The following is a 22,115-nucleotide window of genomic DNA, read 5'->3' as shown; positions in this document are numbered from 1 at the left end:
GCCTTTGTCCGGTCGGAGCCGACGGCCACCGGCCGGGCATGACCTGACGGGGGATCAGGCCCCCTGACAAATCCGGTTCTTGCCCTCCCGCTTGGCCTGATAGAGAGCGCGATCTGCCTGGCTGAACAGGGTGTCAAAGTGCCATTCGCGGGCGCTGGGCACCCACCCCAGGCTGGCCGTCACCCGGACCCCCTTCAGCCCCAGCGTTTCTATCCCCTGGCGGATCTGCTCGCAGCGCGCCTGCTGGGCCAGGGGGTCCCGCTCGGGCAACAGCAGCACAAACTCCTCCCCGCCGAAGCGGCTGGCCACCAGATCCCGCTGGCCGGCAAGATAGCGACCCACCGCCTCCAGCACCCTGTCCCCGGTCTCGTGACCGTGGCGATCGTTGATCTGCTTGAAGTCGTCGAGATCCAGCACCACCAGCGCCCCCTGCCTTGCCATCGTCACGCAGTGGTCCATGAAGCCGCGCCGGTTCAGGAGGCCGGTCAGGGGATCCTGGCTGGCCTGTCGACGCAGGGCCAGGGCCCGGTACTGGGTACAGAGCAGCAGCACCCCGAAGGTCGACAGATAGTTGCCCATCAGCATGGAGAGGAAAGGGAGCACATTGACCGCATGCTGATCCATCAGGACCCGCACCTCGCCGCCGAGCAGGGCCCCCATGCGCACCAGATTGAAACCGTAGAGCAGGATATTGACCACGGTGAACACCAGCACAGCAGGCAGATAGTCAGGGTAGCCATGGCGCCAGATGAGCCAGACAATCACCGCCCCCACCATCATGTAGCTCAGGCAGGCCAGCAGCACCCGGGGGGCCATCTTGTCGTTGAAGATGACGCTCCAGCAGAGGATCAGCAGGTAGACCAGCATGAAGAGGGTGAATGCCCGCCAGTTTGGCGGCTCCCCGAAGAAGCGCTGGATGGCAAGTGGCATCAGGGCGAGGCAGAAGGTGATGAGCAGGTTGGCCAGCCAGATCCCCGCGATATGGGGGGAAAATGCCTGCATGAAGAAGAGCGATTGCGCCGCCAGGGCACAGAGGCTGGACCACCACCAGAGCCCGAGACCGGGTATTTCCCTGTGGGTCGACCAGATGATGGAGAGGGTGATGAATCCCAGGCTGTAGCCCCCGAGGGCCATCAACATCAGGGTAAATACGTCCAGATTGAGCAGAATTGAGGCGTCCATTCCCGAACCTTCCAATGGGGATGGCTGAGTATATGGGAAGCCCATGACAAGACACAGAGGGAGCCTATTGGCCGGGCAAAAATATTTGCCCGACTCGCACGCCCCATTCCCCGTGAAGCGTGCCGGACAACACCCTGTCTGTGCCCGGATTTTCCACCGAGACGGCCGCCGGATATTTTGCACTTGAACCGGCGCCATTAGATAGATATGTTGTTTTCATGTGGTTTTATGAGTCACCACGAGGGATAAAAGTCTCCATAACTTATTGAGTCTTCTGGCACAAACAGGTTTTGGTACATTTTTCATCCAACGAACCATTCATAGAATCTCATATGGGGCTTTTGCCCCGACCAAGACAATAATCCTGTCTTGCCTGCTGCCGGATGCAGCAGTCTCTTGTGCCATGGAGTCGCACGGGAGCAGGTTCAAGGCCGACCACATTTACGACAGAGACGTCATTTATGATCAAAAAACTCATTCTTTCTACCCTGCTGCTGTGCGGGCTGGCCAACGCCGCGCCCACTTCCACCCTGGATGCCGTACTGGAACGCGGTGTGCTGCGGGTCGGCTTCGATGCCGGCTATCAACCCTTCGAGATGACCAACAAGCAGGGCCAGTACATCGGCTTTGACGTGGATCTCGCCAAGATGGTCGCCAAGGAGATGGGCGTGAAGGTGGAGTTCGTCAACACCGCCTGGGACGGCATCATCCCCGCGCTCTTGACCGACAAGTTCGACGTCATCATGGGCGGCATGACCGTCACTCCCCAGCGCAACCTGCGCGTGAACTTTGCCGATCCCTACATCGTCGTCGGCCAGACCATCGTGCTTCGCAAGGACAAGGCGGGCGAAATCAAATCCTTCCAGGACCTCAACGATCCCAAATACAAGATCGCGGTCAAACTCGGCACCACCGGCGAGCAAGCGGTCAAGCGCATGATCCCCAAGGCCACCCTGCTGCAGTTTGAAACCCAGGATGACGCCAAGCTGGAAGTGATCAACGGCAAGGTGGATGCCTTCGTCTACGACCTGCCCTACAACGCCATCTTCGCGTCCCAGAACCAGGGCGCCGTGGTGCACCTCGACAAGCCGTTCACCTTCGAGCCGCTGGCCTGGGCCATCCGCAAGGGGGATCAGGACACCCTCAACTGGTTCAACAACTACCTGCGCCAGATCAAGGGCGACGGCAGCTACGACCGTCTCTACAAGAAGTGGTTTGAATCCACCGCCTGGCTGAACCAGCTCAAATAACCTCTCAAAGGGGCGGCATGCCGCCCCTTCACGCAGACTCCCCACACGATAACGACAAAAGAGGTTGTGACAGTGATCAACCCCAAACTCACAAGACAGATGGAAAAACAGCCCAATCAGCTGCTCTGGCACGGGATCTTCCTGCTGCTGGTGCTGGCCGCCATTTTCGGCATCTACAAGGCCGTGCAGGCAGTGGATTACACCTGGCGCTGGGAACGCATTCCCCAGTACATCGCCTATCAGGCAGAACAGAAACACTATGCCGAGTTTGACGGCACCGTGGTGGCGGACAAGGGACAGCTCTTCCTGCAAGACGATCTCGACCCCAGCCGCCGTCAGGCCATCGCTCCCAAGGGCTCCCAGCTGGCTGAAGGGGATACCGTCTTCCTCGGCGATACCCTGGATGTGCAACTGAGCTGGACCGCCGGCCCCATTGCCTGGGGCGTCTGGGTCACGGTCAAGCTATCCCTGGTGGCGGGCATCTTCGCCATCCTGCTTGGCACCCTGGCCGGGCTCGCCCGCCTCTCCCCCAATCCGGCCCTGCGCAACCTGGCCGTGACCTATGTGGAGCTCATCCGTGGCACCCCGTTGCTGGTGCAGATCTTCATCGTCTATTTCTTTATCGGCACCGTGCTGAACCTCGACCGATTCACCGCTGGTGTGGCGGCGCTCGCGGTCTTCACCGGCGCCTACGTGGCGGAGATCGTGCGCGCCGGCATCAGCTCCATTCACAAGGGGCAGATGGAAGCGGGCAGAAGCCTTGGCATGACCTCGGCCCAGACCATGCGCTACGTCATCCTGCCCCAGGCCTTCAAACGGGTGCTGCCACCGCTCGCGGGTCAGTTCATCAACCTCATTAAGGACTCCTCTCTGGTCTCCGTCATCTCCATCACGGATCTCACCAAGGCGGGGCGCGAAGTGGTCAGCTCCACCTTCAGCCCGTTCGAAGTGTGGTTCACCGTGGCTCTGCTCTATCTGGTGCTGACCGGCACTCTCTCCTTCCTGGTGCGTCGTCTGGAGGTGAAATATGCGCGCAGCAACTGATCCCGTTATCAAGGCGCCATCGGTGTCGAAACGTTCTGCCATCACCGGCACTCCCTGCCCCTTCCCGGTGCGTCGTCTGGAGGTGAACTATGCGCGCAGCAACTGATCCCATCATCAAGGCGAGCGGTGTAGAGAAGTTCTACGGCACCGAGGTGCACGCCCTGAAAAACGTCAGCACCCAGGTGGCCGAAGGGGAAGTGGTGGTGATCGTGGGGCCGAGCGGCTCAGGCAAGTCCACCTTCCTGCGCACCCTCAACCAGCTGGAGACCATCAACGATGGCAATATCGTGGTCGACGGCATCAGCCTCACCGAACCCGGGGATGTCAACAAGCTGCGGGAAGAGGTGGGCATGGTGTTCCAGTCATTCAACCTCTTCCCTCACCTGACGGTGCTGGACAACATCACCCTGGCCCCCCAGAAGGTGAGAGGGCTCTCTCGCCAGGAGGCAGAGGAGCGAGCCAAGGCCCTGCTGCTCAAGGTCGGTCTCTCCAACAAGGCCCAGAGCTACCCCTCCCAGCTCTCCGGCGGCCAGCAGCAGCGGGTGGCCATCGCCCGGGCGCTCGCCATGCAGCCACGCATCATGCTGTTTGACGAGCCCACCAGCGCCCTCGACCCCGAAATGGTGGGAGAGGTGCTGGACGTCATGAAGGGGTTGGCCCGCGAAGGGATGACCATGGTGGTGGTGACTCACGAGATGGGCTTTGCCCGGGAAGTGGCGGACAGGGTGCTCTTCATGGAGAGCGGCGAGCTGCTGGTGGACGAGAAACCCGCCGACTTCTTCGACAATCCCCCCTCCCCGCGCCTGCGCCAGTTCCTGAGCCAGGTGCTATAACCCGCGATGCACCAACACGAAGAGGGAGCCCATGGCTCCCTCTTCTATGCTTGCCTTCCCCCCAGATCATCTCCCTGGCGCATTGCTTGCCACAGCCTTTTGCCATCGGGTTGTCACCACGCCAACGAGCAAGGATGTTAATGAAATTTTAAATTCATCCGGTATGCTGACATCCAACTGGTCCAACCGGATGGCTCACATGGATGTGCAACTGCTCCTGCTCTACCTCTCGCCCCTCTTTCTGGTCTTCATCGGCTGGGAGATGTTCTACCTGCGAAAACACGGCGCCGCCTATCCCACAGCGGGATACCAGTGGAAGGATCTCTTCGCCAATGCCACCCTGGCACTGATGCATCAGGGGGGCGATGCCCTGGCAGCCATTGCCATCGCCTATCTCTATGACACCCTCTGGGGCTGGCGACTATTCGATATCGAACTGAACCTCTGGAGCCTCTTGCTGCTCTTTCTGTTGCAGGATCTCTGCTACTGGCTGTTCCACTTCGCGAGCCACCATGTCCGCTGGCTCTGGGCCTCCCACGTGGTGCACCACAGCTCGGAGCGGCTCAACCTCTCCACCGCCTTTCGCCAGAGCCTGATGTACCCGGTCTCCGGTATGTGGCTGTTCTGGATCCCCATGATCCTCATCGGCTTCCCCCCCGAGGCGGTGGTGGCCACCGTGCTCTTGAGCCTGGGTTTTCAGTTCTTCGTCCACACCCAGGTGGTGGGCAAGCTGGGCAAACTTGAATGGATCTTCAACACCCCCTCCCACCACAGGGTTCACCACGCCAGCAACGCCAGATACATCGATCGCAACTTCGCTGGCGTGCTCATCATCTGGGACCGGCTGTTTGGCACCTTCGTGGAAGAAGACTTGGGTGAGCCGTGCCGTTTCGGCATCACCAAGCCAATCCACAGCTTCAACCCCCTCACCCTCACCTTCCACGAGTGGCGCGACATGCTGCAAGAGGCCCGGGGCCTCCCCTGGCGGCAAAAGCTCGCCGTGCTGTTTGGCAAACCGGCGGGCCCCACCAGCGGTTGACCCACCGACCAGGATAAAAAAAAGAGCGCCCAGGGGCGCTCTTTTTCATGACAGGGACACCCCCCGGGTCAGACGTGAACGAAGGACCAGACGGCGGGGATCAGGCTCAGCAGCGTCACCCCGGCCAGCAGCCGTTCGCGCCCGCTGAGCCGCTGTTCGGCGCCGAGCTGGCGACGGCTGTAGAGAAACAGCAGCAGACCCGGCCCGTAGAGCAGAAGCGACAGCAGCAGGTACTCCACCCCGGCGGCGTAGAGCAGCCAGAAACCATAACCGCTCGACACCAGCGCCACCACCCGCATCAGGCCGCGGCCCTGCCCCCCCTTGCCACTGAAGACCAGCTTGAGCAAGAAGAGGCCGATGAGCAGGTAGGGTACCAGGATCATGGAGGTGGAGATGAGCAGCAGGTTGGTGTACCCCTTGCCAAGCAGCCACACCAGCAACAAGCAGCCCTGCACGGTCAGGCTGGTGAGCCAGAGCGAGGCGATGGGGGTGCCGTTGCGGTTCTCACGCCGGAAGATGGCCGGGAAGGCCCCGTGACGCGCCGCGCTGAACGGCACCTCGGCCGAGAAGAGGGTCCAGCTCACGTAGGAGGCGAGCACCGACACGATGAGGCCGGCGCTGATGAGCAGCTTGCCCCAGGAACCCGTCATCTGGGCCATCAATCCCGCCATGGAGGGGTTGGGCAGGGCCGCAAGCTCCGGGCGGCTCAATATTCCGAGCGCCAGCACCGAGATGAGCACATAGAGCAGCAGCGCCAGCACCACGCCGAGCACGGTGGCGGTGCCCACATCCCGCTTGTTTCTCGCCCGGGCCGAGAGCACCGCTGCCCCTTCGATGCCGGTGAAGACCCAGAGGGTGATGAGCATGGTGTTGCGCACCTGCTCGGAGACCGGTACCGCCAGGGTGCTGCCCTCCTGATCCGCCGCAAAGGTGACCGGATCGAACCAGTAGCAGGCGAACAGGATGAACAGCAGCAGCGGCAGGCTCTTGGCCAGGGTCGCCACCAGATTGAACAGGGCCGCCTGCTGCACGCCGCGGGCCACCAGCAGGTGCACCGCCCAGAGGATGCAGGACTCGCCGATGAAGGCCGCCAGGGTGTTGCCCTCGCCAAACCAGACCCGCTCCGGCGTGTCGACGAAGCTGCCCAGCGCCGCGAAGGCGATCACCAGATAACCCACCACGCCGATGGTGGCACAGAGCCAGTATCCCCAGGCGGAGAAGAACCCCACCAGCTCGCCAAAGCCGGCTCGGGCATAGCTGTAGATGCCGCCGTCGAGCTCGGGTTTGAGCCGCGACAGGTAAAGGAAGCTCATGGCCAGCGCCAGTATGCCGACCCCGGTGACGGCCCAGCCGATCAGCACGGCGCGAGCGCCCGCCACATCGGCCATGTTCTGGGGCAGGCTGAAGATGCCGGCCCCCACCATGGAGCTGAACACCAGCGCAGTGAGGGACCAGAGCCCGATCTTGCTCTCTTTCATGGGCGCTCCTTAACGCAGCCGGCTGGCCAGCGCCTCGATGTGTTCCGGGCCGATGCCGCAGCAGCCGCCGATGAGGTTTGCCCCGGCTCTGCGCCAGCGCTCGGCCCAGCCGAGGTAATCCTGCGGCCCCAGATCGCTGCGGATCTCGTCCAGACCGTCATTGGCAGTCGCCTCCTTGGGCTGGGGCGGGAAGGCGTTGGCATAGGCGCCGAGGCGAACGTCGGTGCGCCCCTGAACCTGCAACGCGGCGACGGCCACCTTGAGCGCCCCTTCAATCACCTCGGGCTGGCAGCAGTTGAACAGGATGGCATCCACCCCGGCCGACGCCAACGCGGTCACGGCATCCGCCACCCGCTCGCCGGAGCGCAGGGTAGGCTCACTGCCCGGCGCCTCGTCTTCCAGAGTAAAGGAGACCCAGAACGGCTTGCCGTCCTCGGGCAGCAGGGCCTTGAGGGCCAGGGGCTCGGCGATGAGGCTCATGGTCTCCGCCAGCCAGAGATCCACATGGGGTGACAGGGCACGGATAAGCGGTGTCGCCAGCTCGCTCACCCGCTCGGCCTGATAGAGGTCCGCACGATAGGAGCCAAAGAGCGGCGGCAAGGAACCAGCCACCTTGACGGCTCCCCCCTGCTCGTCGGCCACGTCTCGGGCCAGTTGCCCGGCCAGAGCCGCAAGTGCCTCCCCTTGGGCGGCAAAGCGTGCCTCGCCGATATGGAAGGGCACCAGGGCATAGCTGTTGGTGGTGATCACCCGGGCACCGCTCGTCGCATAGGCCTGGTGTACCTCGCGCACCGTCTCGGGCGCTTCCATCAACGCCAGTGCCGACCACTCCGGTTGACGGAACGGCGCACCACGCCGCGCCAGTTCACGGCCCATCCCGCCATCGAGTACCCACAAATCCTGCTTGTCCATCTCTGTCTCTCTGCGTCTCCCCGCCATGACGGGTGTTTATTGTGTGAAACCACATTAAGCCATCAAAACATCTAGACGGCTAGAAATCCCAAATATCATGACCCAAAGTAGAACAAGAGGCAATCGGGGGCTACGAACAAATCCGGGCAAGCTCAGGATGATGGCGGCAAAGGGAGGTCTCCCCGGCACAGGCATCACCTGGCCAGGCACTGAAACGACAAGAGGCCACCCCGGGGGGTGGCCTCTTGTGAAACAGGGGATCAAGGCGGGCACAGCCGCCGATAACCAGGGGCTCAGCGCCCGGCCAGCACCCGCTTGGTCTGCTTGACCCAGTCGGAGACCCGGCCCTGCTGGGGATAGCCCTGCCAGATCTGCTCCCACTGGGCGGGGCTGAGGGGGCGGCCCAGCCGACGCTGCACCCCGGCATAGAGGTAGTCGTGGGCCGTGGTGCGTGCCTGGGCCGAGGTGAGGAACTTGGCAACAGGGTCAGTGAGACGCACGTCCCGCATGCCGAGCAGCGGATAGTCGCTGTGCACCGCCGCCAGCATGGTCTCGCGCATGGCGGATTCGATGTAACCCCGGGCAAACAGGGCGGTGACCGATTCAAGCGACCCTTGATCCGGGCCGTGATACTCCTCGTCGAACACCGGGCTGGGCTCTGCCACGGCGCTTTGCACCACCGCATCGGGATCCTGCTGCGGGACCACCACGGCAGGCTGGGGAGCGACGGGTTTGGCAGGCGTCACCGGCTTGCGCGGTGCGCTCTGGCTGCAGGCACCCAGTGCCAGGGCGAGCGCCACACAGGCCAGCGCACGGGAATGAGTCTTCATCTTCATGATTGCTAACGAACTCCTTTAGGATTCCTGAGCGGGCTTCTCATTGCTCGCAGGTTCTACCCGGGTGACCAGCAACTGGTCAATCTTGTAACTGTCGATGTCCACCACTTCGAACTTGTAACCGGCATATTTGACCGAGTCGGTGCGCTTGGGGATCTTGCGCAGCATGTACATGATGAAACCGGCGATGGTCTCGTAGTTCTGGTTTTCCGGGAACTCCTCGATGTCGAAGGCGCGCATCACGTCGGAGATGGGGGTCACCCCGTCCACCAGCCAGGAGTTCTCGTCCCGCTGGACGATCTGCTCTTCCACCACGTGGGTGGCCCACTCCCCCATGACGGTACTCATCAGATCATTCATGGTGACGATGCCCACCACCAGGGCGTATTCGTTCATCACCACCGCAAAATCGCCGCGATGGTTCTTGAAGTACTCCATTGCCTCGTAGAGGTTGAGGGTGTCGGGAATGATGATGACGTTCTGCACCAGGGAGCCGCTGTTGAGATCGATGCTCTGGCCGCTGATGACGCGGATCAGCAGCTCCTTGGCATCCACGAACCCCTTGATGCTGTCGAGGTTGTGGTCGCACACCAGGAACTTGTTGTGGGGGTGCTCGGCGATCTTCGCCTTGATGCTCTCCTCCCCCTCTTGCAGGGTGAAGTAGATGAGGCTCTCCCGCGCCGTCATGGCGGAAGTGACACCCAGAGACTGGAGCTCGAACACGTTCTCGATGAGCTGGTGCTCCTCGCGCTGGATGACACCGGCTTCGGCACCTGCATCCATCACCGCATAAATATCGTCGGAGGTGATCTCGTCGTTGCGCACCATGGAGATGCGCATCAGCCGGAACAGGCCGTTGGCCATGCCGTTGAACAGCCACACCAGCGGCATCAGCAAGGTGACGCACAGCATCATGGGACGCACCACCACCACGGCGATCCGCTCGGGCATGGTCATGGCAAGGCGCTTGGGCATCAGGTCCGCTATCAGGATGAACATGCCGGTGACGAAGACGAACGAGGCCGCGGAGCTAATCTGGCCGAGCCAGGGCCCCTGGTAAAAGCCGGCTATCAGCTCCCTGATGGCGGGATTGAGGGCTGACTCCCCCAGGATACCGCCGAGGATGGCGACGGTATTGAGGCCTATCTGCACCACGGTAAAGAAGTTGCCCGGCTGGGCCTGCAATGCCAGCACCTTCTCGGCGTGGCGGTTGCCCTCGTCGGCCATCACCTGCAACTTGATCTTGCGGGAGGCGGCAAGGGAGATCTCGGAGAGTGAGAAGAACACGCTGCCGGCGACCAGCAGCATCAGAAAGAACAAACTATCGGCAAAACTCATGATTAACCTATTGCTACAGCCGCCTTAGCACAAGACGGCAAACTGGGCCCGGGAAACCGGACCGTGATTCCATCCGGGACTCACACAGGGGCCATATTCTAGCAGAAAAGCGCCCGCTGGGTGGCGTTATCTTGAACTGCCGTGCCATGCAATGAAAAAGGCGCTCAAAGCGCCTTTTTATTCAATCAGGGCTGGATTCCCGTCGTGCAGCCGCGACGGGAGCTCCACCCAAGGCGCCCTATCAGCCCTTGCCCAGCAGATCGCTCAGGTCATCGGCCTTGGTGTGACGCACATCCTTGCCCTTGACGTAGTAGACGATGTACTCGCAGATGTGCTGGCAGCGATCACCGACCCGCTCGATGGCCCGTGCCGCCCACAAGACGTTCAGCACCTGCGGTATAGTGCGCGGATCTTCCATCATGTAGGTCATCAGCTCGCGGATGATGGACTCGTACTCCCGATCCACCTTGTCATCTTCCTTGTAGACCGCCAGGGCGGCATCCAGATCCATGCGGGCGAAGGCGTCCAGCACGTCGTGGAGCATCTTGATGGTGCGACGCCCCATGTTCTCCAGCGACACCAGCGGTGGCTGGGGCTTGTTGGCGTTGTCGGTCAGCATGCGGGCAATCTTGTCCGCCACGTCGCCAATCCGCTCCAGATCCGTGATGGTCTTGATGATGGCCATCACCAGCCGCAGGTCGGACGCGGTGGGCTGACGCTTGGCGATGATGCGGGTGCACTCCTCGTCGATCGCCACTTCCATGGCGTTGACCTTGTGGTCGTTGGCCACGATCTTGCGCGCCGCATCCAGATCCTGGCCATGGATGGCGGCGATGGCGTCGGTGAGTTGCTTCTCCACCAGCCCCCCCATCACCAGTACCTGGTTGCGCACGCTCTCAAGCTCGGCATTGAACTGACCGGAGATGTGTTTGTTGAGGTTCATATTGTCCATACCAGTAATCCTTGTTGCTCCGATTATGCCTTAGCCGTTGAACTGACTGCCAATCTGTTTGTTGATGCCCATCTTGTTCATCTCAATCACCCTTGTTGCACCAACATGCCTTAGCCGTTGAACTGACTGCCAATCTGCTTGTTGATGCTCAACTTGCTCATCTCAATCACCGGCATCCCTTAGCCGTAACGACCGGTAATGTAGTCTTCGGTCTTCTTCTTGGCCGGGGTGGTGAAGATGGTGTTGGTATTCGAGTACTCGATGAGTTCCCCCATGTACATGAACGCGGTCTGATCCGAGACCCGCGCCGCCTGCTGCATGTTGTGGGTTACGATCACCACGGTGAACTGGCTCTTGAGCTCGTTGATGAGCTCCTCGATGGTGAGGGTGGAGATGGGGTCCAGCGCCGAGGTCGGTTCATCGAGCAACAGCACTTCCGGCTCGATGGCGATGGCACGGGCAATCACCAGACGCTGCTGCTGACCGCCGGAGAGACCAAAGGCGTTGTCGTGCAGACGATCCTTCACCTCCTCCCACAGGGCAGCACCGCGCAGGGAACGCTCGGCGGCCTCGTCCAGGGTACGGCGGTCATTGATGCCCTGCAGGCGCAGGCCGTAGACCACGTTCTCGTAGATGGACTTGGGGAAGGGGTTGGGGCGCTGGAACACCATGCCCACCTGACGGCGCAGGGCGGAGACATCCACGCTCTTGTCGTAGATGTTGTGGCCGTGCAGCTGGATCTCCCCCTCGATGCGGCAAATCTCCACCAGGTCGTTCATCCGGTTGATGCAACGCAGCAAAGTGGACTTGCCGCAACCGGACGGGCCGATGAAGGCGGTGACCTGACCCTTGGGGATCTTCATGTTGACGTTGAACAGCGCCTGCTTGTTGCCGTAGTACAGGTTGAGATCCTTCACCTCCAGCGCAGTCTGCTCCGGGGTCAGGTTGAGCAGGTCGGTGGCGGTGTGCGGGGCCGAACTCGGTGTTACGTTGATCATCTGTTTACCTCAAATTCTCTTGGTGGCGGCGGGCAAACGTCTTGCCCGCTGCCGGAATATCTGGTTGGCAGGGAAGGTCCCTGCCCGTCTCTGTAATGGCTGGATTAATGTTCCAGCGACCGGAATTTCTCGCGCAGGTGGTTACGAATACCGATCGCCGTCAGGTTGAGGCCGACGATCACCGTCACCAGCAGGAAGGAGGTGGCGTAGACCAGAGGACGCGCCGCCTCGACGTTCGGGCTCTGGAAGCCCACGTCATAGATGTGGAAGCCCAGGTGCATGAACTTGCGCTCCACGTGCAGGTACGGGAAGTTGCCGTCCATCGGCAACGTGGGAGCAAGCTTCACCACCCCCACCAGCATCAGCGGCGCCACCTCGCCCGCCGCACGGGCGATGGCCAGGATAAGGCCGGTCATGATGGCCGGGCTTGCCATGGGCAGCACGATGCGCCACAGGGTCTCGGCCTGGGTGGCACCCAGCGCCAGCGAACCCTGGCGAATGGTGCTCGGGATCCGGGCCAGCCCCTCTTCGGTGGAGACGATCACCACCGGCAGGGTCAGAATGGCCAGGGTCAGAGCAGACCAGATGACACCGGGGGAGCCGAAGGTCGGGCTCGGCAGCGCTTCCGGGTAGAAGAGGCGGTCGATGCTGCCCCCCAGGGTGTAGACGAAGAAGCCCAGACCAAACACGCCATAGACGATGGAGGGCACCCCCGCCAGGTTGATCACCGCGATACGGATGATCTTGGTCAAGCTGTTCTTGCCCGCGTACTCATGCAGGTAGACCGCCGCCACCACCCCGAGCGGGGTCACGATGATGGCCATCAGGATCACCATGAAGACGGTGCCGAAGATGGCCGGGAAGACGCCACCCTCGGTGTTCGCCTCCCGAGGGTCATCGGAGACGAACTTGCCAATCTGGTGGAACCAGTGACCCACCTTGGCCATCAGGCTCATGTCGTTGGGCCAGACTACATCCAGCACCCGGGACATCGGCATGGTCACCAGCTCGCCGCGCATGTCCTTGACGGTGATGCTGTCTCTGTCCGCCTGGGTACGCAGGGAGAAGAGCTCTTTCTCCAGCACCTGGTAACGGTCGTTGAGCGCCTGACGCTCGCTCGCCAGCTCGGCTTTAAGCTGATCGGTCAGCTTGTCATCCAGCTCGGCCTTGCGCTCTTTCAGGCGCAGGCGCTCCAGCTGGTAGTTGATGCTGCCGATGGCCCCTTTTTGCAGGTCGTTGGCTTGGCTTGAGAGGCCGTTGGCACGGGCCAGCACCCGCTGCAAGGCGGGATGCAGATCCGTGGTCAGCTCCTGGCCATCTTCCTTCACCGAGGTGATGTAACCATAGAAGTTGCCGTTGGTGGCGCGTTCAACCATGGCGAGCTCCGCCGGCTGGGTGCGCGATTTGATATCGGTCTCCAGCACCCAGCGAAAATCGAGGTCCACGAACTCCCGGTTGCCGGTCTTGACCAGATAACGGGTAATCTCTTCGCGCTCCTCCCCTTCCAGCGCCTGGCCTGCGGCGCGCAGGCGCTCCAACGGCACCAGCTCCCGGTCGTTGATCTCGCCAATCAGGACGCTCTTGTTGCCGCTTGCATCTTCAAGTTGCCACTCATAGATGGGATGGGGCCAGAAATAGACCAGACCACGCCAGCCAATCAGCAACAACAGACCCAGTACGGCCACCAGACTCAGGCTGACGGCGCCCCCCGTCATCCAGATCCAGGGGGCCCCCGATTTAAACCACTTACCCATTGTCGATTCCTTAGTCCTTACAGAGAGCTGTACTTTTCACGCAACCGCTGGCGGACGAATTCAGCCAGGGTATTGAACAAGAAGGTGAACACAAACAGCACGAAGGCGGCGAGGAAGAGCACCCGGTAGTGGGAGCTGCCCACTTCCGATTCCGGCATCTCCACCGCGATGTTCGCCGCCAGGGTCCGCAGCCCCTGGAACATGGAAAAGTCCATGATGGGGGTGTTGCCTGTGGCCATCAGCACGATCATGGTCTCGCCCACGGCGCGGCCAAGGCCCATCATCACCGCCGAGAAGATGCCCGGGCTCGCGGTGAGGATCACCACCCGGCTCAGGGTCTGCCACGGGGTCGCCCCCAGCGCAAGCGAGCCCTGGGTCAGGTGCTTGGGCACCGAGAAGACCGCGTCTTCGGCGATGGAGAAGATGGTGGGGATGACCGCAAAGCCCATGGCGATACCGACCACCAGTGAGTTGCGCTGGTCAAACTTGATGCCCATGTCGTGGGTCAGCCAGATGCGCGAATCACCGTGCATGAAGGCGTTCTCGATGATGGGACTCAAGGCGAAGGCGCCCCATCCGATGAACAGCAGCACAGGGATAAGCAGGATGGCGTGCCAGCCTTCCGGCAGCCAGGTGCGGCCGCGCTCCGGCAGATAGTTCCACACCAGGGCGGTGAGCAGCATACCCATGGGCAGCAGGATCAGCAGCAGGATCACCCCGGGCAGGGCCCCTTCGATGATGGGAGCGAGCCACAGACCCGCCAGGAAGCCGAGGATGACGGTCGGCAGCGCCGCCATGATCTCCACCGTCGGCTTGACGTATTTGCGCAGCCCCGCCGACATGAAGTAGGCGGTATAGATGGCGCCGGCGACACCCAGGGGCACCGCGAACACCATGGCATAGAAGGAGGCTTTCAAGGTACCGAACACCAGGGGCACCAGGCTCAGCTTGGCTTCGAAGTCGTTGCTGGCGGAGGTGGACTGCCACACGTACTGGGGCTCGGGATAGCCTTCATACCACACCTGTTGCCAGAGGGCAGACCAGGTTACCTCGGGGTGATCGTTCTCGACGTCAAAGACCTTGAAGTCATCCCCCTGCTGGGTCAACAGCAGGTTGTGGCGAGGAGAGATGGCAACGGCAGCCAGGTTGCCCCCGTCAACCTTCTCGCCAAGCAGCTTGGCTTCGCCGGTGGCATGGAAGAAGTTGATGGTGCCGTCGCTGCCTGCGCTGATGAAGCCCTTGCGAAAGTGCTCGGGGGTCAGCAGGGCGACCGGCGCGTCACCCTTGAAGTCACGGATCTGGGTGAACTGGCGCTTGCCATCCTTTGCCACCTCGAACCACTGGGAGATGACGCCGTTGTCGTTGCCCACCAGCAGGGAGGACGCACCGGAGAGCAGGGCCACCTGGGTCACGCTGGCATTGGGGGCGTTGATCTCCATGACATCGCGCAGGGAGATGTCATTGAGGTTGTGAATGTCGTAAACGGAGAGGCGGTTGCCCTCGCGCACGAACAACAGGCGCAGGTTCGGGGTCAGCAGCATCTGGTCAACATGGCGTGGCAGGGACGGAATGGTGTAGGTCTGGTTGCTCCACTCGATTTCGCCGGAGAGGAAATTCTCCTCGCCGCTCATCACCATCAGCACACCACGACCATCTTCGGTCACGGCCGCGGTCGCCATCTTGTCCTTGGTCGCCTCGAAGACCATGCGCGTCAGCGCCTTGCCCTGGGGATCGATCACCACGGGGGTCTCGCCGAAGGGATATTGCAGGCTGGGCTCGATGACGCGCACGTCATTGGGATAGGAGATCTTGAAATAGGGTTGCACCACCTGGGCCTTGCCGTCGGCAAACCCATAGGCGATGAGTTTCTGGCCCGGCGCAGGCGGCGCGACCGCCGTGATCTCGCCGTTCACCTGCGCCTCGCCAATCACCTGTCCGGTCTTGATCTTGCCATCCGGTTGCACGGCAAAGAACTTGACCTTCCCCAGGTCGCTGAAGCGGTAACCTATCTCGTTTTGCTCCTCGACCCCGAGCCAGGCGGTCTTGCCCTTGATGGGCAGGGTGAAGGAAGCGGTGCTCTCCATGCTGGCGCCATTGAAGATGGGCTTCACCACATAAAGCAGGTAGAAGAAGATAAGCAACAGCGCCACCAGCACCAGGGCTCCCCCTGTGGTGACGCCATATTTGGCCAATTTATCCTTGATCCGGCGTTTTCGACTGCCCGCCATGACCAGATTTAACGATTCCGATGACATGCAAGACCTCAATGTGAGCTAGGCTTGGCGGCATTATATGGCGGATGCATGACAGTTTTGTTACATCAACAGCGGCAAAGAGCGCGGGCTTCATCGCAGGGGTGGCAGTTGATATTCGGTGGGAAGCAGGCCGCCGGTCTGGCAGTGAAATAAAAGCAAACGGGGCCATCAGGCCCCGCTGTCATCTTGAGGAAGCGCCTCTTTCGCGGCGAGTCTGGCCGCCTTCTTCTCGGCGCGGCGCCGTTTGAAGAAATCCGACAGCTGGGCCGAGCAGGCGTCGGCGAGCACCTCCCCCGTCAGTGCCACCTGGTGGTTGTGGCGAGGATCCAGCAGGATGTCGAACACAGACCCTGCCGCCCCCGTCTTCAAATCCCGGGCACCATAGACCACCCGCTTGACCCTGCTGTGGATGAGGGCGCCGGCACACATGCAGCAGGGCTCCAGCGTCACATAGAGGGTGGTGTCGAGCAGGCGATAGTTTTCAAGCTGCTTGCCCGCTTCCCGAAGCGCCATCACCTCGGCATGGGCGCAGGCGTCGTGCTCGCTGATGGAACGATTCCACCCCTCTGCCACTATCTTGTCCCCCAGCACCAGCACGGCGCCCACCGGGATCTCGCCTATCCCCTCTGCCCTGGCTGCCAGGGCCATGGCATGGCGCATCCAGCGTTCGTCCTGCTCGCGCTGGCTGATCTGTGCTGCAACTTCAGATGGTTTCACGCCCTGATCCTCTCGTCGATATGATGTCGGCTTGCCTGGCCCCTGCACGGCATCGGCCGCGCACTCCCGGATTGCTGCGTCCCGGCCCTGGGCACACCGGGCCCCTTCCCCCTCGCGCTAGCCGGTAGCCCACGGCAGAAGATGCTGTCAATGAAAGAGAGGCCAAAGGCCCCGGCGACATCGGAACGCCCCGAGTTGGGTGTTCGCCACCCTGTGTCCGCCTAAGGGGGCGGCGATTATGCCAAAACTCCGGCCAGGGCCCAAGTTGCATCTTGGCTGAACAATAAAGAAGCAGTCGGCATCTCCCTGATAAAAAAGGAGTTGCGCCCGCCAAATCATCCGATTAGACTTCCTCCCCGTCAGCCGAGCTGACTCCGTCGGTGTGTAGCGCAGCCAGGTAGCGCATCTGCATGGGGTGTAGAGGGTCGGAGGTTCGAATCCTCTCACACCGACCAAATTCCCCGAAAATAGCCCAGTCAAACGACTGGGCTATTTTTTTGCCTGCACGCCCGACGCTTGCCTCTTTTCCTCTCGCCTCCCCCGTTCATCGGGTCGCCACTTTTTATTGGCATGAATTTTATACAGAACCACTTGAAGCTTTCATAAAGTGCCGCTAGGATACGCAACTTTTCCGCCGGCCATAAAAACAGGGAGGTGGACACTAGGGTGATGGAATCACCAACCGGCTTGCAATCAATGAGGCAAGCATCCATGACCCAAGCTGTTGACTCCCAGCCCGTTCAGCCCCTGATCTCCCCCACGCCCTCCGAGCTCGATTCCGCAGAGCACGGGTTTGGCAGTTCAGTGCACCTCGATGTGATCGATCTCGCCGCCCCGGATGAAGATTACTGAGACGAGCCCGTGCCATAGTGCGGTTCAAGACGCCGGTTTTGCTGTCCGGCACCACCCTTGACCCCGGTCAACAGACCGCCACCGCAAATAACGACAAAATGCTAGTTTTTATTCAAAAATCAGTTTAATTGACCATCTTCTGCGCCCCAACCTCCCTCTCCTTCATGGACACGCCTTGATACAAACCTACGTTATTGCTCGTCATTTCCCTCTCTCATGTTCGTCTTCGCCATTTTGACCCAATTTGACATTTTAGTTTTAAACACCAGTTCACTACCCTGTCACTTCATAACCCTCATGCAGGCTGGATTGAACGAAGGCATTTCATACAGCTGTTTTTGCAAAGCTTGGAGTAATGTCGGGATTTGTTTTTGCATTTGTAATTTTATTACGTAATTAGTTACATTTTTAACCCATCCCCTCTACCGAAATCCTCCCCCCTGCCGCCCCGGCGACCCAAGAGCATAACCATCTGCAAAGAGCTTTTACACTAATCACATAAATCCATTTAAAACAGCATCTTAACTATCATCAAAAAACACCCGTTTTAAAAATCAAGTTGACGAATCCGCCATTCTTTTGCACCTTATGAATCGTGTTACCCCGCTGTTACGGGGAGTTTGAAAGAAAGGGATATAGACGTTAGTCGTAGTTAATAAATTCAAAATGTAACTTTTGGAGGAGTACCCACTATGTCGGCACCGGCCCAGACCATCAGCAGCACCCGCCTGCGCATTCAAGGCGAGATGCTTCCCGATTACGCGCAGATCCTGACGCCGGATGCGGTGGCCCTGGTGTCCGAACTGGTGGAACGTTTCGCTCCCCAACGCAATGAGCTGCTGAAGCAGCGAGTCGCACGCCAGGCCCGTATCGATGGCGGTGAGTTGCCGGACTTCCTGCCAGAGACCGCCCATATTCGCGATGGTGACTGGACCATTCGCGGCATCCCCGCCGATCTGCAGGACCGCCGTGTGGAGATCACCGGCCCGGTCGAGCGCAAAATGGTGATCAATGCCCTCAACGCCAACGTCAAGGTCTTCATGGCCGACTTCGAGGACTCCCTGGCCCCGGCCTGGAACAAGGTGATCGAGGGCCAGATCAACCTGCGCGATGCGGTCAACGGCACTATTGCCTACCAGAGCCCGGAGGGGAAGGCTTATACCTTGAATCCCAATCCGGCCGTACTCATCTGCCGGGTGCGCGGTCTGCATCTGCCGGAGAAGCACGTCACCTTTGATGGTGCCCCCATTCCCGGCGGCCTGTTCGACTTCGCCCTCTATTTCCTGCACAACCACAAGGCGTTGTTGGCCAAGGGCTCCGGTCCCTACTTCTACGTACCCAAGCTGCAGAGCCATCTGGAAGGGCGCTGGTGGAGCGAGGTGTTCGCCTGGACCGAGGACAAATTCGGTCTGCCCCGCGGTACCATCAAGGCCACCGTGCTCATCGAGACCCTGCCGGCGGTGTTCGAGATGGATGAGCTGCTCTATCAGATGAAGGATCACATCGTCGCCCTCAACTGCGGTCGCTGGGACTACATCTTCAGCTATATCAAGACCTTGAAGAACCACCCGGATCGCGTCCTGCCGGATCGTCAGGTGGTGACCATGGACAAGCCGTTCCTCTCTGCCTACTCGCGACTCCTCATCAAGACCTGCCACAAGCGCGGCGCGCTGGCGATGGGGGGCATGGCTGCCTTTATTCCGGCCAAGGACGCGGCCGTCAACGAACAGGTGTTTGCCAAGGTGCACGCGGACAAGCAGCGCGAGGCCGACAACGGCCACGATGGCACCTGGGTGGCCCACCCCGGTCTGGCCGATACCGCCATGGCGGTGTTCAACGCCACCATTCCGGCGGGTGCCCAGAACCAGATCGGCGTGCTGCGCGAGCAGGATGCCCCCATCACGGCCGCCGACCTGCTGGCCCCCTGTGAGGGTGATCGCACCGAGGCGGGCATGCGCACCAATATCCGCGTCGCCCTGCAATACCTGGAAGCCTGGATCAACGGCAATGGCTGCGTGCCCATCTACGGACTGATGGAAGATGCCGCCACCGCAGAGATCTCCCGCACCTCCATCTGGCAGTGGATCCGCCACGGCAAGACCCTCTCCAACGGTCAGGCGGTGACCAAGGCGCTGTTCCGCCAGATGCTGGCCGAGGAGCAGGAGGTGGTCAGAGGCGAAGTGGGCGAGGCCCGCTGGCAATCTGGCCGTTTCGCCGAGGCAAGCGCCCTGATGGACGAGATCACCTGCGCCGACACACTCATCGATTTTCTGACGCTGCCCGGCTACGAGCGGCTGTGAGATCCGGGCCGGTAACGGCCCCCATAACAAGTCAATGGAAACGTGAAATCAATGAAAGAGGGAACTGATATGGCACTGACCCGTGAGCAACAGATCCAGGCTATCGAGAAAGACTGGGCAGAAAACCCCCGCTGGAAAGGGATCAAGCGCGGCTACAGCGCCGAGGACGTGGTGAACCTGCGTGGCAGCCTGCAGCCGACACACACTCTGGCCCAACGCGGCGCCGACAAACTGTGGGAGCTGATCCACGGCGGCGCCAAGAAAGGCTATGTAAACTGCCTCGGCGCTCTGACCGGCGGCCAGGCGGTGCAGCAGGCCAAGGCCGGCATCGAAGCCATCTATCTCTCCGGCTGGCAGGTGGCGGCGGACAACAACCTCTCCTCCACCATGTACCCGGATCAGTCCCTCTACCCGGCCAACTCCGTCCCCTCCGTGGTGGAGCGCATCAACAACTCCTTCGCCCGGGCCGACCAGATCCAGTGGGCCAACAAGGTTGGACCAGAGGACAAAGGCTTCATCGACTACTTCCTGCCCATAGTAGCGGATGCGGAAGCCGGTTTCGGCGGCGTGCTGAACGCCTTCGAGCTGATGAAGGGGATGATTGAAGCGGGCGCCGCCGGCGTGCACTTCGAAGATCAGCTCGCGTCCGTGAAAAAGTGCGGCCACATGGGCGGCAAGGTACTGGTCCCGAGCCAGGAAGCGGTGCAAAAGCTCATCGCAGCGCGTCTGGCAGCCGACGTCTGCGGCACCACCACCCTGGTGATCGCCCGTACCGACGCCAACGCGGCAGATCTGCTGACCACGGATGCCGACCCCTACGATGCCGGCTTCCTGACCGGTGAGCGCACCAGCGAGGGCTTCTACAAGGTGCAGGCCGGCATCGAGCAGGCCATCTCCCGCGGCCTGGCCTACGCCCCTTACGCCGACATGGTGTGGTGCGAGACCGCCAAGCCCGATCTGGACGAGGCGCGTAAATTTGCCGAGGCCATCAAGGCCCAGTACCCGGACAAGATCCTGGCCTACAACTGCTCCCCGAGCTTCAACTGGAAGAAGAACCTGGACGATGCCACCATCGCCCGCTTCCAGCAGGAGCTCTCCGACATGGGCTACAAGTACCAGTTCATCACCCTGGCGGGTATCCACAACATGTGGTTCCACATGTACGAGCTGGCCTACCAGTACGCCCGTGGCGAGGGAATGAAGCACTATGTCGAGATGGTGCAGCAGCCCGAGTTCGCCGCTGCCGAACGTGGCTACACCTTCGTGGCACACCAGCAGGAAGTGGGTACGGGTTACTTCGACAAGGTGACCACCGTCATTCAGGGCGGCCAGTCCTCGGTGACCGCGCTGACCGGCTCCACCGAAGAAGATCAGTTCCACTGATAGCTGTGTAATGCTCGCAAACAAACCCCGGCCAAGTCCCGGGGTTTGTCGTTATGGGGCTTAGAACCTATCCCAGTAGGCGTAATCGTTGAAGGCAGTTTGAACACGGACAGCGCGCAGAAACCGGAGCGTACTGTAGTACGTGAGGATTTCGAGCACTGCCCAGGTTCAAAATGGCGAATAAGTTAGCCTAATGGGATAGGTTTTCAGAGCTCGAGGATCTCTTTGACAAAGGGAATGGTCAGCTTGCGCTTGGCACGGAAGGAGGCGTTGTCGAGACGATTGAGGGTGGCAAGCAGGGTGCGCATGTCGCGGGAGAGGCGGTTGAGCAGGAAACGGCCCACGTCGATGGGCAGCTTGAAACCCCGCAGCTCGGCGCGCAGTTGCAGGGCGCTGAGTTTGCCCTCGTCGTCCAGCTCGTCGAGGTGGAAGCTCACACCCCAGTCGAGACGGGACGCGAGATCCGGCAGTTGCAGCCCCAGCTTGCGTGGCGCGCTGCAGCCGGTAACGATGAGCGTCCCCTCCCCCTTCTCCTTCCAGCGATTGTAGAAGTCGAACAGGGCCCGCTCCCACAGGGCGTTGCCGGCGATCGCCTCCAGGCTGTCGAGACAGACCAGGGGCAGGCTCTCCAGGGCATCGAGCATGCTGGGGTCAAGCTGTTCGAACTGATCGAGGGAGAGATAGGCCGCCGCCGCGTCGCGGGCGTTGACCTCGGCACAGGTGGCATGGAGCAGATGGGAGCGGCCCGACCCCTTGGCTCCCCAGAAATAGAGGAAGGGTGAGCCCTGACCGATGGCCGCATTCTTGAGGGCGGTGATCAGATGGGCGTTGTTGCCGGGATAAAAACTGACGAAGGTTTCATCATCCGGTAGTTGTACGGCTAAAGACAGTTGGGCCGGTTGCTTCACTCGTTGGGCTTTGACTGTGATATTTGCGGGCAAGTGTATCACCAGCGGGGCAGATAGAGAACCGCCCGGACCATGCCGGGCGGT

At 61.0% G+C, this 22,115-nt stretch carries 19 protein-coding genes and 1 tRNA gene; 9 read left to right on the top strand and 11 right to left on the bottom strand.

The genetic code is table 11. The annotated features are described in order from the left end of the window. Positions 1–54: 54 nt before the first annotated feature. Positions 55–1,182 carry a GGDEF domain-containing protein gene (locus AB7E19_RS03565; RefSeq protein ID WP_111896762.1) on the bottom strand — a complete coding sequence of 376 codons (1,128 nt, stop codon included), beginning with the start codon at positions 1,180–1,182 and terminating at the stop codon, positions 55–57. A gap of 461 nt (positions 1,183–1,643) precedes the next feature. Here AB7E19_RS03565 and AB7E19_RS03560 point away from each other — a divergent pair, with 461 nt between their 5' ends. The 5 genes from AB7E19_RS03560 (at position 1,644) to AB7E19_RS03540 (ending at position 5,348) form a co-directional block, all read left to right on the top strand. Further along, a complete protein-coding gene (locus AB7E19_RS03560) occupies positions 1,644–2,432 on the top strand; it encodes a transporter substrate-binding domain-containing protein (RefSeq protein WP_010675255.1) in 789 nt (262 codons plus the stop codon). Between the two features lie 99 nt (positions 2,433–2,531). After that, positions 2,532–3,476 (top strand): amino acid ABC transporter permease, encoded by a 945-nt coding sequence (locus tag AB7E19_RS03555; protein WP_041201654.1) that lies wholly within the window; start codon positions 2,532–2,534, stop codon positions 3,474–3,476. Beyond that, on the top strand, positions 3,460–3,582 hold the full coding sequence (locus tag AB7E19_RS03550; RefSeq protein WP_257707084.1) for a hypothetical protein: 123 nt from the start codon (positions 3,460–3,462) through the stop codon (positions 3,580–3,582). Before AB7E19_RS03555 ends, AB7E19_RS03550 begins: the two co-directional genes overlap by 17 nt. After that, positions 3,566–4,309 carry an amino acid ABC transporter ATP-binding protein gene (locus tag AB7E19_RS03545; protein ID WP_041213147.1) on the top strand — a complete coding sequence of 248 codons (744 nt, stop codon included), beginning with the start codon at positions 3,566–3,568 and terminating at the stop codon, positions 4,307–4,309. The genes AB7E19_RS03550 and AB7E19_RS03545 overlap by 17 nt, the downstream gene beginning before the upstream one ends. A gap of 199 nt (positions 4,310–4,508) precedes the next feature. Continuing rightward, the gene (locus AB7E19_RS03540; RefSeq protein WP_043153890.1) at positions 4,509–5,348 is read left to right on the top strand and encodes a sterol desaturase family protein; all 840 of its coding nucleotides are present in this window, start codon (positions 4,509–4,511) and stop codon (positions 5,346–5,348) included. 68 nt (positions 5,349–5,416) lie between these two features. Here the strand turns inward: AB7E19_RS03540 and AB7E19_RS03535 are convergent, their stop codons facing one another. The 9 genes from AB7E19_RS03535 to tadA all read right to left on the bottom strand — a co-directional run bounded on the left by AB7E19_RS03535 (position 5,417) and on the right by tadA (position 16,588). Beyond that, a complete protein-coding gene (locus AB7E19_RS03535; RefSeq protein WP_043153853.1) occupies positions 5,417–6,826 on the bottom strand; it encodes a basic amino acid/polyamine antiporter in 1,410 nt (469 codons plus the stop codon). A 9-nt stretch (positions 6,827–6,835) separates the two neighbouring features. After that, positions 6,836–7,738 (bottom strand): homocysteine S-methyltransferase family protein, encoded by a 903-nt coding sequence (locus AB7E19_RS03530; protein ID WP_322131666.1) that lies wholly within the window; start codon positions 7,736–7,738, stop codon positions 6,836–6,838. Positions 7,739–8,031: 293 nt separating this feature from the next. Continuing rightward, complete coding sequence (locus tag AB7E19_RS03525; RefSeq protein ID WP_039040256.1) at positions 8,032–8,574, bottom strand: hypothetical protein; 543 nt, start codon at positions 8,572–8,574, stop codon at positions 8,032–8,034. 18 nt (positions 8,575–8,592) lie between these two features. Then, entirely contained in the window at positions 8,593–9,912 is a 1,320-nt protein-coding gene (locus AB7E19_RS03520; protein WP_041213150.1) for a hemolysin family protein, read from the bottom strand. Between the two features lie 241 nt (positions 9,913–10,153). Further along, a complete protein-coding gene (gene phoU, locus AB7E19_RS03515; RefSeq protein WP_029314752.1) occupies positions 10,154–10,864 on the bottom strand; it encodes a phosphate signaling complex protein PhoU in 711 nt (236 codons plus the stop codon). A 179-nt stretch (positions 10,865–11,043) separates the two neighbouring features. Continuing rightward, positions 11,044–11,862 (bottom strand): phosphate ABC transporter ATP-binding protein PstB, encoded by an 819-nt coding sequence (gene pstB / locus AB7E19_RS03510; protein ID WP_010675264.1) that lies wholly within the window; start codon positions 11,860–11,862, stop codon positions 11,044–11,046. Between the two features lie 104 nt (positions 11,863–11,966). Beyond that, positions 11,967–13,616: a phosphate ABC transporter permease PstA gene (gene pstA / locus AB7E19_RS03505; RefSeq protein WP_322131667.1), complete on the bottom strand. Its 1,650-nt coding sequence runs from the start codon at positions 13,614–13,616 to the stop codon at positions 11,967–11,969. Positions 13,617–13,633: 17 nt separating this feature from the next. Further along, positions 13,634–15,871 carry an ABC transporter permease subunit gene (locus AB7E19_RS03500; protein WP_322131668.1) on the bottom strand — a complete coding sequence of 746 codons (2,238 nt, stop codon included), beginning with the start codon at positions 15,869–15,871 and terminating at the stop codon, positions 13,634–13,636. A 168-nt stretch (positions 15,872–16,039) separates the two neighbouring features. Next, positions 16,040–16,588, bottom strand: a complete 549-nt coding sequence (gene tadA / locus AB7E19_RS03495) for a tRNA adenosine(34) deaminase TadA (RefSeq protein WP_080770013.1) — start codon at positions 16,586–16,588, stop codon at positions 16,040–16,042. A gap of 378 nt (positions 16,589–16,966) precedes the next feature. Between tadA and AB7E19_RS03490 the strand changes: the two genes are divergently transcribed. The 4 genes from AB7E19_RS03490 (at position 16,967) to aceA (ending at position 21,123) form a co-directional block, all read left to right on the top strand. After that, positions 16,967–17,043 (top strand) — tRNA-Pro (locus AB7E19_RS03490). 256 nt (positions 17,044–17,299) lie between these two features. Further along, positions 17,300–17,440 carry a hypothetical protein gene (locus AB7E19_RS03485; RefSeq protein WP_010675269.1) on the top strand — a complete coding sequence of 47 codons (141 nt, stop codon included), beginning with the start codon at positions 17,300–17,302 and terminating at the stop codon, positions 17,438–17,440. Between the two features lie 692 nt (positions 17,441–18,132). Then, complete coding sequence (aceB, locus tag AB7E19_RS03480; RefSeq protein WP_201921610.1) at positions 18,133–19,740, top strand: malate synthase A; 1,608 nt, start codon at positions 18,133–18,135, stop codon at positions 19,738–19,740. Positions 19,741–19,809: 69 nt separating this feature from the next. Continuing rightward, a complete protein-coding gene (gene aceA / locus AB7E19_RS03475; RefSeq protein WP_010675271.1) occupies positions 19,810–21,123 on the top strand; it encodes an isocitrate lyase in 1,314 nt (437 codons plus the stop codon). Positions 21,124–21,329: 206 nt separating this feature from the next. Here the strand turns inward: aceA and hda are convergent, their stop codons facing one another. Beyond that, positions 21,330–22,031 (bottom strand): DnaA inactivator Hda, encoded by a 702-nt coding sequence (gene hda, locus AB7E19_RS03470; protein WP_010675272.1) that lies wholly within the window; start codon positions 22,029–22,031, stop codon positions 21,330–21,332. Positions 22,032–22,115 lie beyond the last annotated feature (84 nt).

It is taken from the genome of Aeromonas sp. (assembly GCF_050252055.1).
In the GTDB taxonomy this organism is placed as follows: Bacteria; Pseudomonadota; Gammaproteobacteria; order Enterobacterales; family Aeromonadaceae; genus Aeromonas; species Aeromonas caviae.
The sequence above is the reverse complement of the archived record's forward strand: the minus strand, read 5'-3'. Positions and strand labels throughout refer to the sequence as shown.

Coding starts and splice junctions, on each gene's coding strand:
- AB7E19_RS03555 (WP_041201654.1), top strand. CDS start 2,532: ATGGAAAAACAGCCCAATCAGCTGCTCTGGCACGGGATCTTCCTGCTG.
- pstB (WP_010675264.1), bottom strand. CDS start 11,862: ATGATCAACGTAACACCGAGTTCGGCCCCGCACACCGCCACCGACCTG.
- AB7E19_RS03500 (WP_322131668.1), bottom strand. CDS start 15,871: ATGTCATCGGAATCGTTAAATCTGGTCATGGCGGGCAGTCGAAAACGC.
- AB7E19_RS03550 (WP_257707084.1), top strand. CDS start 3,460: ATGCGCGCAGCAACTGATCCCGTTATCAAGGCGCCATCGGTGTCGAAA.
- pstA (WP_322131667.1), bottom strand. CDS start 13,616: ATGGGTAAGTGGTTTAAATCGGGGGCCCCCTGGATCTGGATGACGGGG.
- AB7E19_RS03525 (WP_039040256.1), bottom strand. CDS start 8,574: ATGAAGATGAAGACTCATTCCCGTGCGCTGGCCTGTGTGGCGCTCGCC.
- AB7E19_RS03485 (WP_010675269.1), top strand. CDS start 17,300: ATGACCCAAGCTGTTGACTCCCAGCCCGTTCAGCCCCTGATCTCCCCC.
- AB7E19_RS03545 (WP_041213147.1), top strand. CDS start 3,566: ATGCGCGCAGCAACTGATCCCATCATCAAGGCGAGCGGTGTAGAGAAG.
- AB7E19_RS03535 (WP_043153853.1), bottom strand. CDS start 6,826: ATGAAAGAGAGCAAGATCGGGCTCTGGTCCCTCACTGCGCTGGTGTTC.
- phoU (WP_029314752.1), bottom strand. CDS start 10,864: ATGGACAATATGAACCTCAACAAACACATCTCCGGTCAGTTCAATGCC.
- AB7E19_RS03520 (WP_041213150.1), bottom strand. CDS start 9,912: ATGAGTTTTGCCGATAGTTTGTTCTTTCTGATGCTGCTGGTCGCCGGC.
- AB7E19_RS03560 (WP_010675255.1), top strand. CDS start 1,644: ATGATCAAAAAACTCATTCTTTCTACCCTGCTGCTGTGCGGGCTGGCC.
- AB7E19_RS03530 (WP_322131666.1), bottom strand. CDS start 7,738: ATGGACAAGCAGGATTTGTGGGTACTCGATGGCGGGATGGGCCGTGAA.
- AB7E19_RS03540 (WP_043153890.1), top strand. CDS start 4,509: ATGGATGTGCAACTGCTCCTGCTCTACCTCTCGCCCCTCTTTCTGGTC.
- aceA (WP_010675271.1), top strand. CDS start 19,810: ATGGCACTGACCCGTGAGCAACAGATCCAGGCTATCGAGAAAGACTGG.
- AB7E19_RS03565 (WP_111896762.1), bottom strand. CDS start 1,182: ATGGACGCCTCAATTCTGCTCAATCTGGACGTATTTACCCTGATGTTG.
- aceB (WP_201921610.1), top strand. CDS start 18,133: ATGTCGGCACCGGCCCAGACCATCAGCAGCACCCGCCTGCGCATTCAA.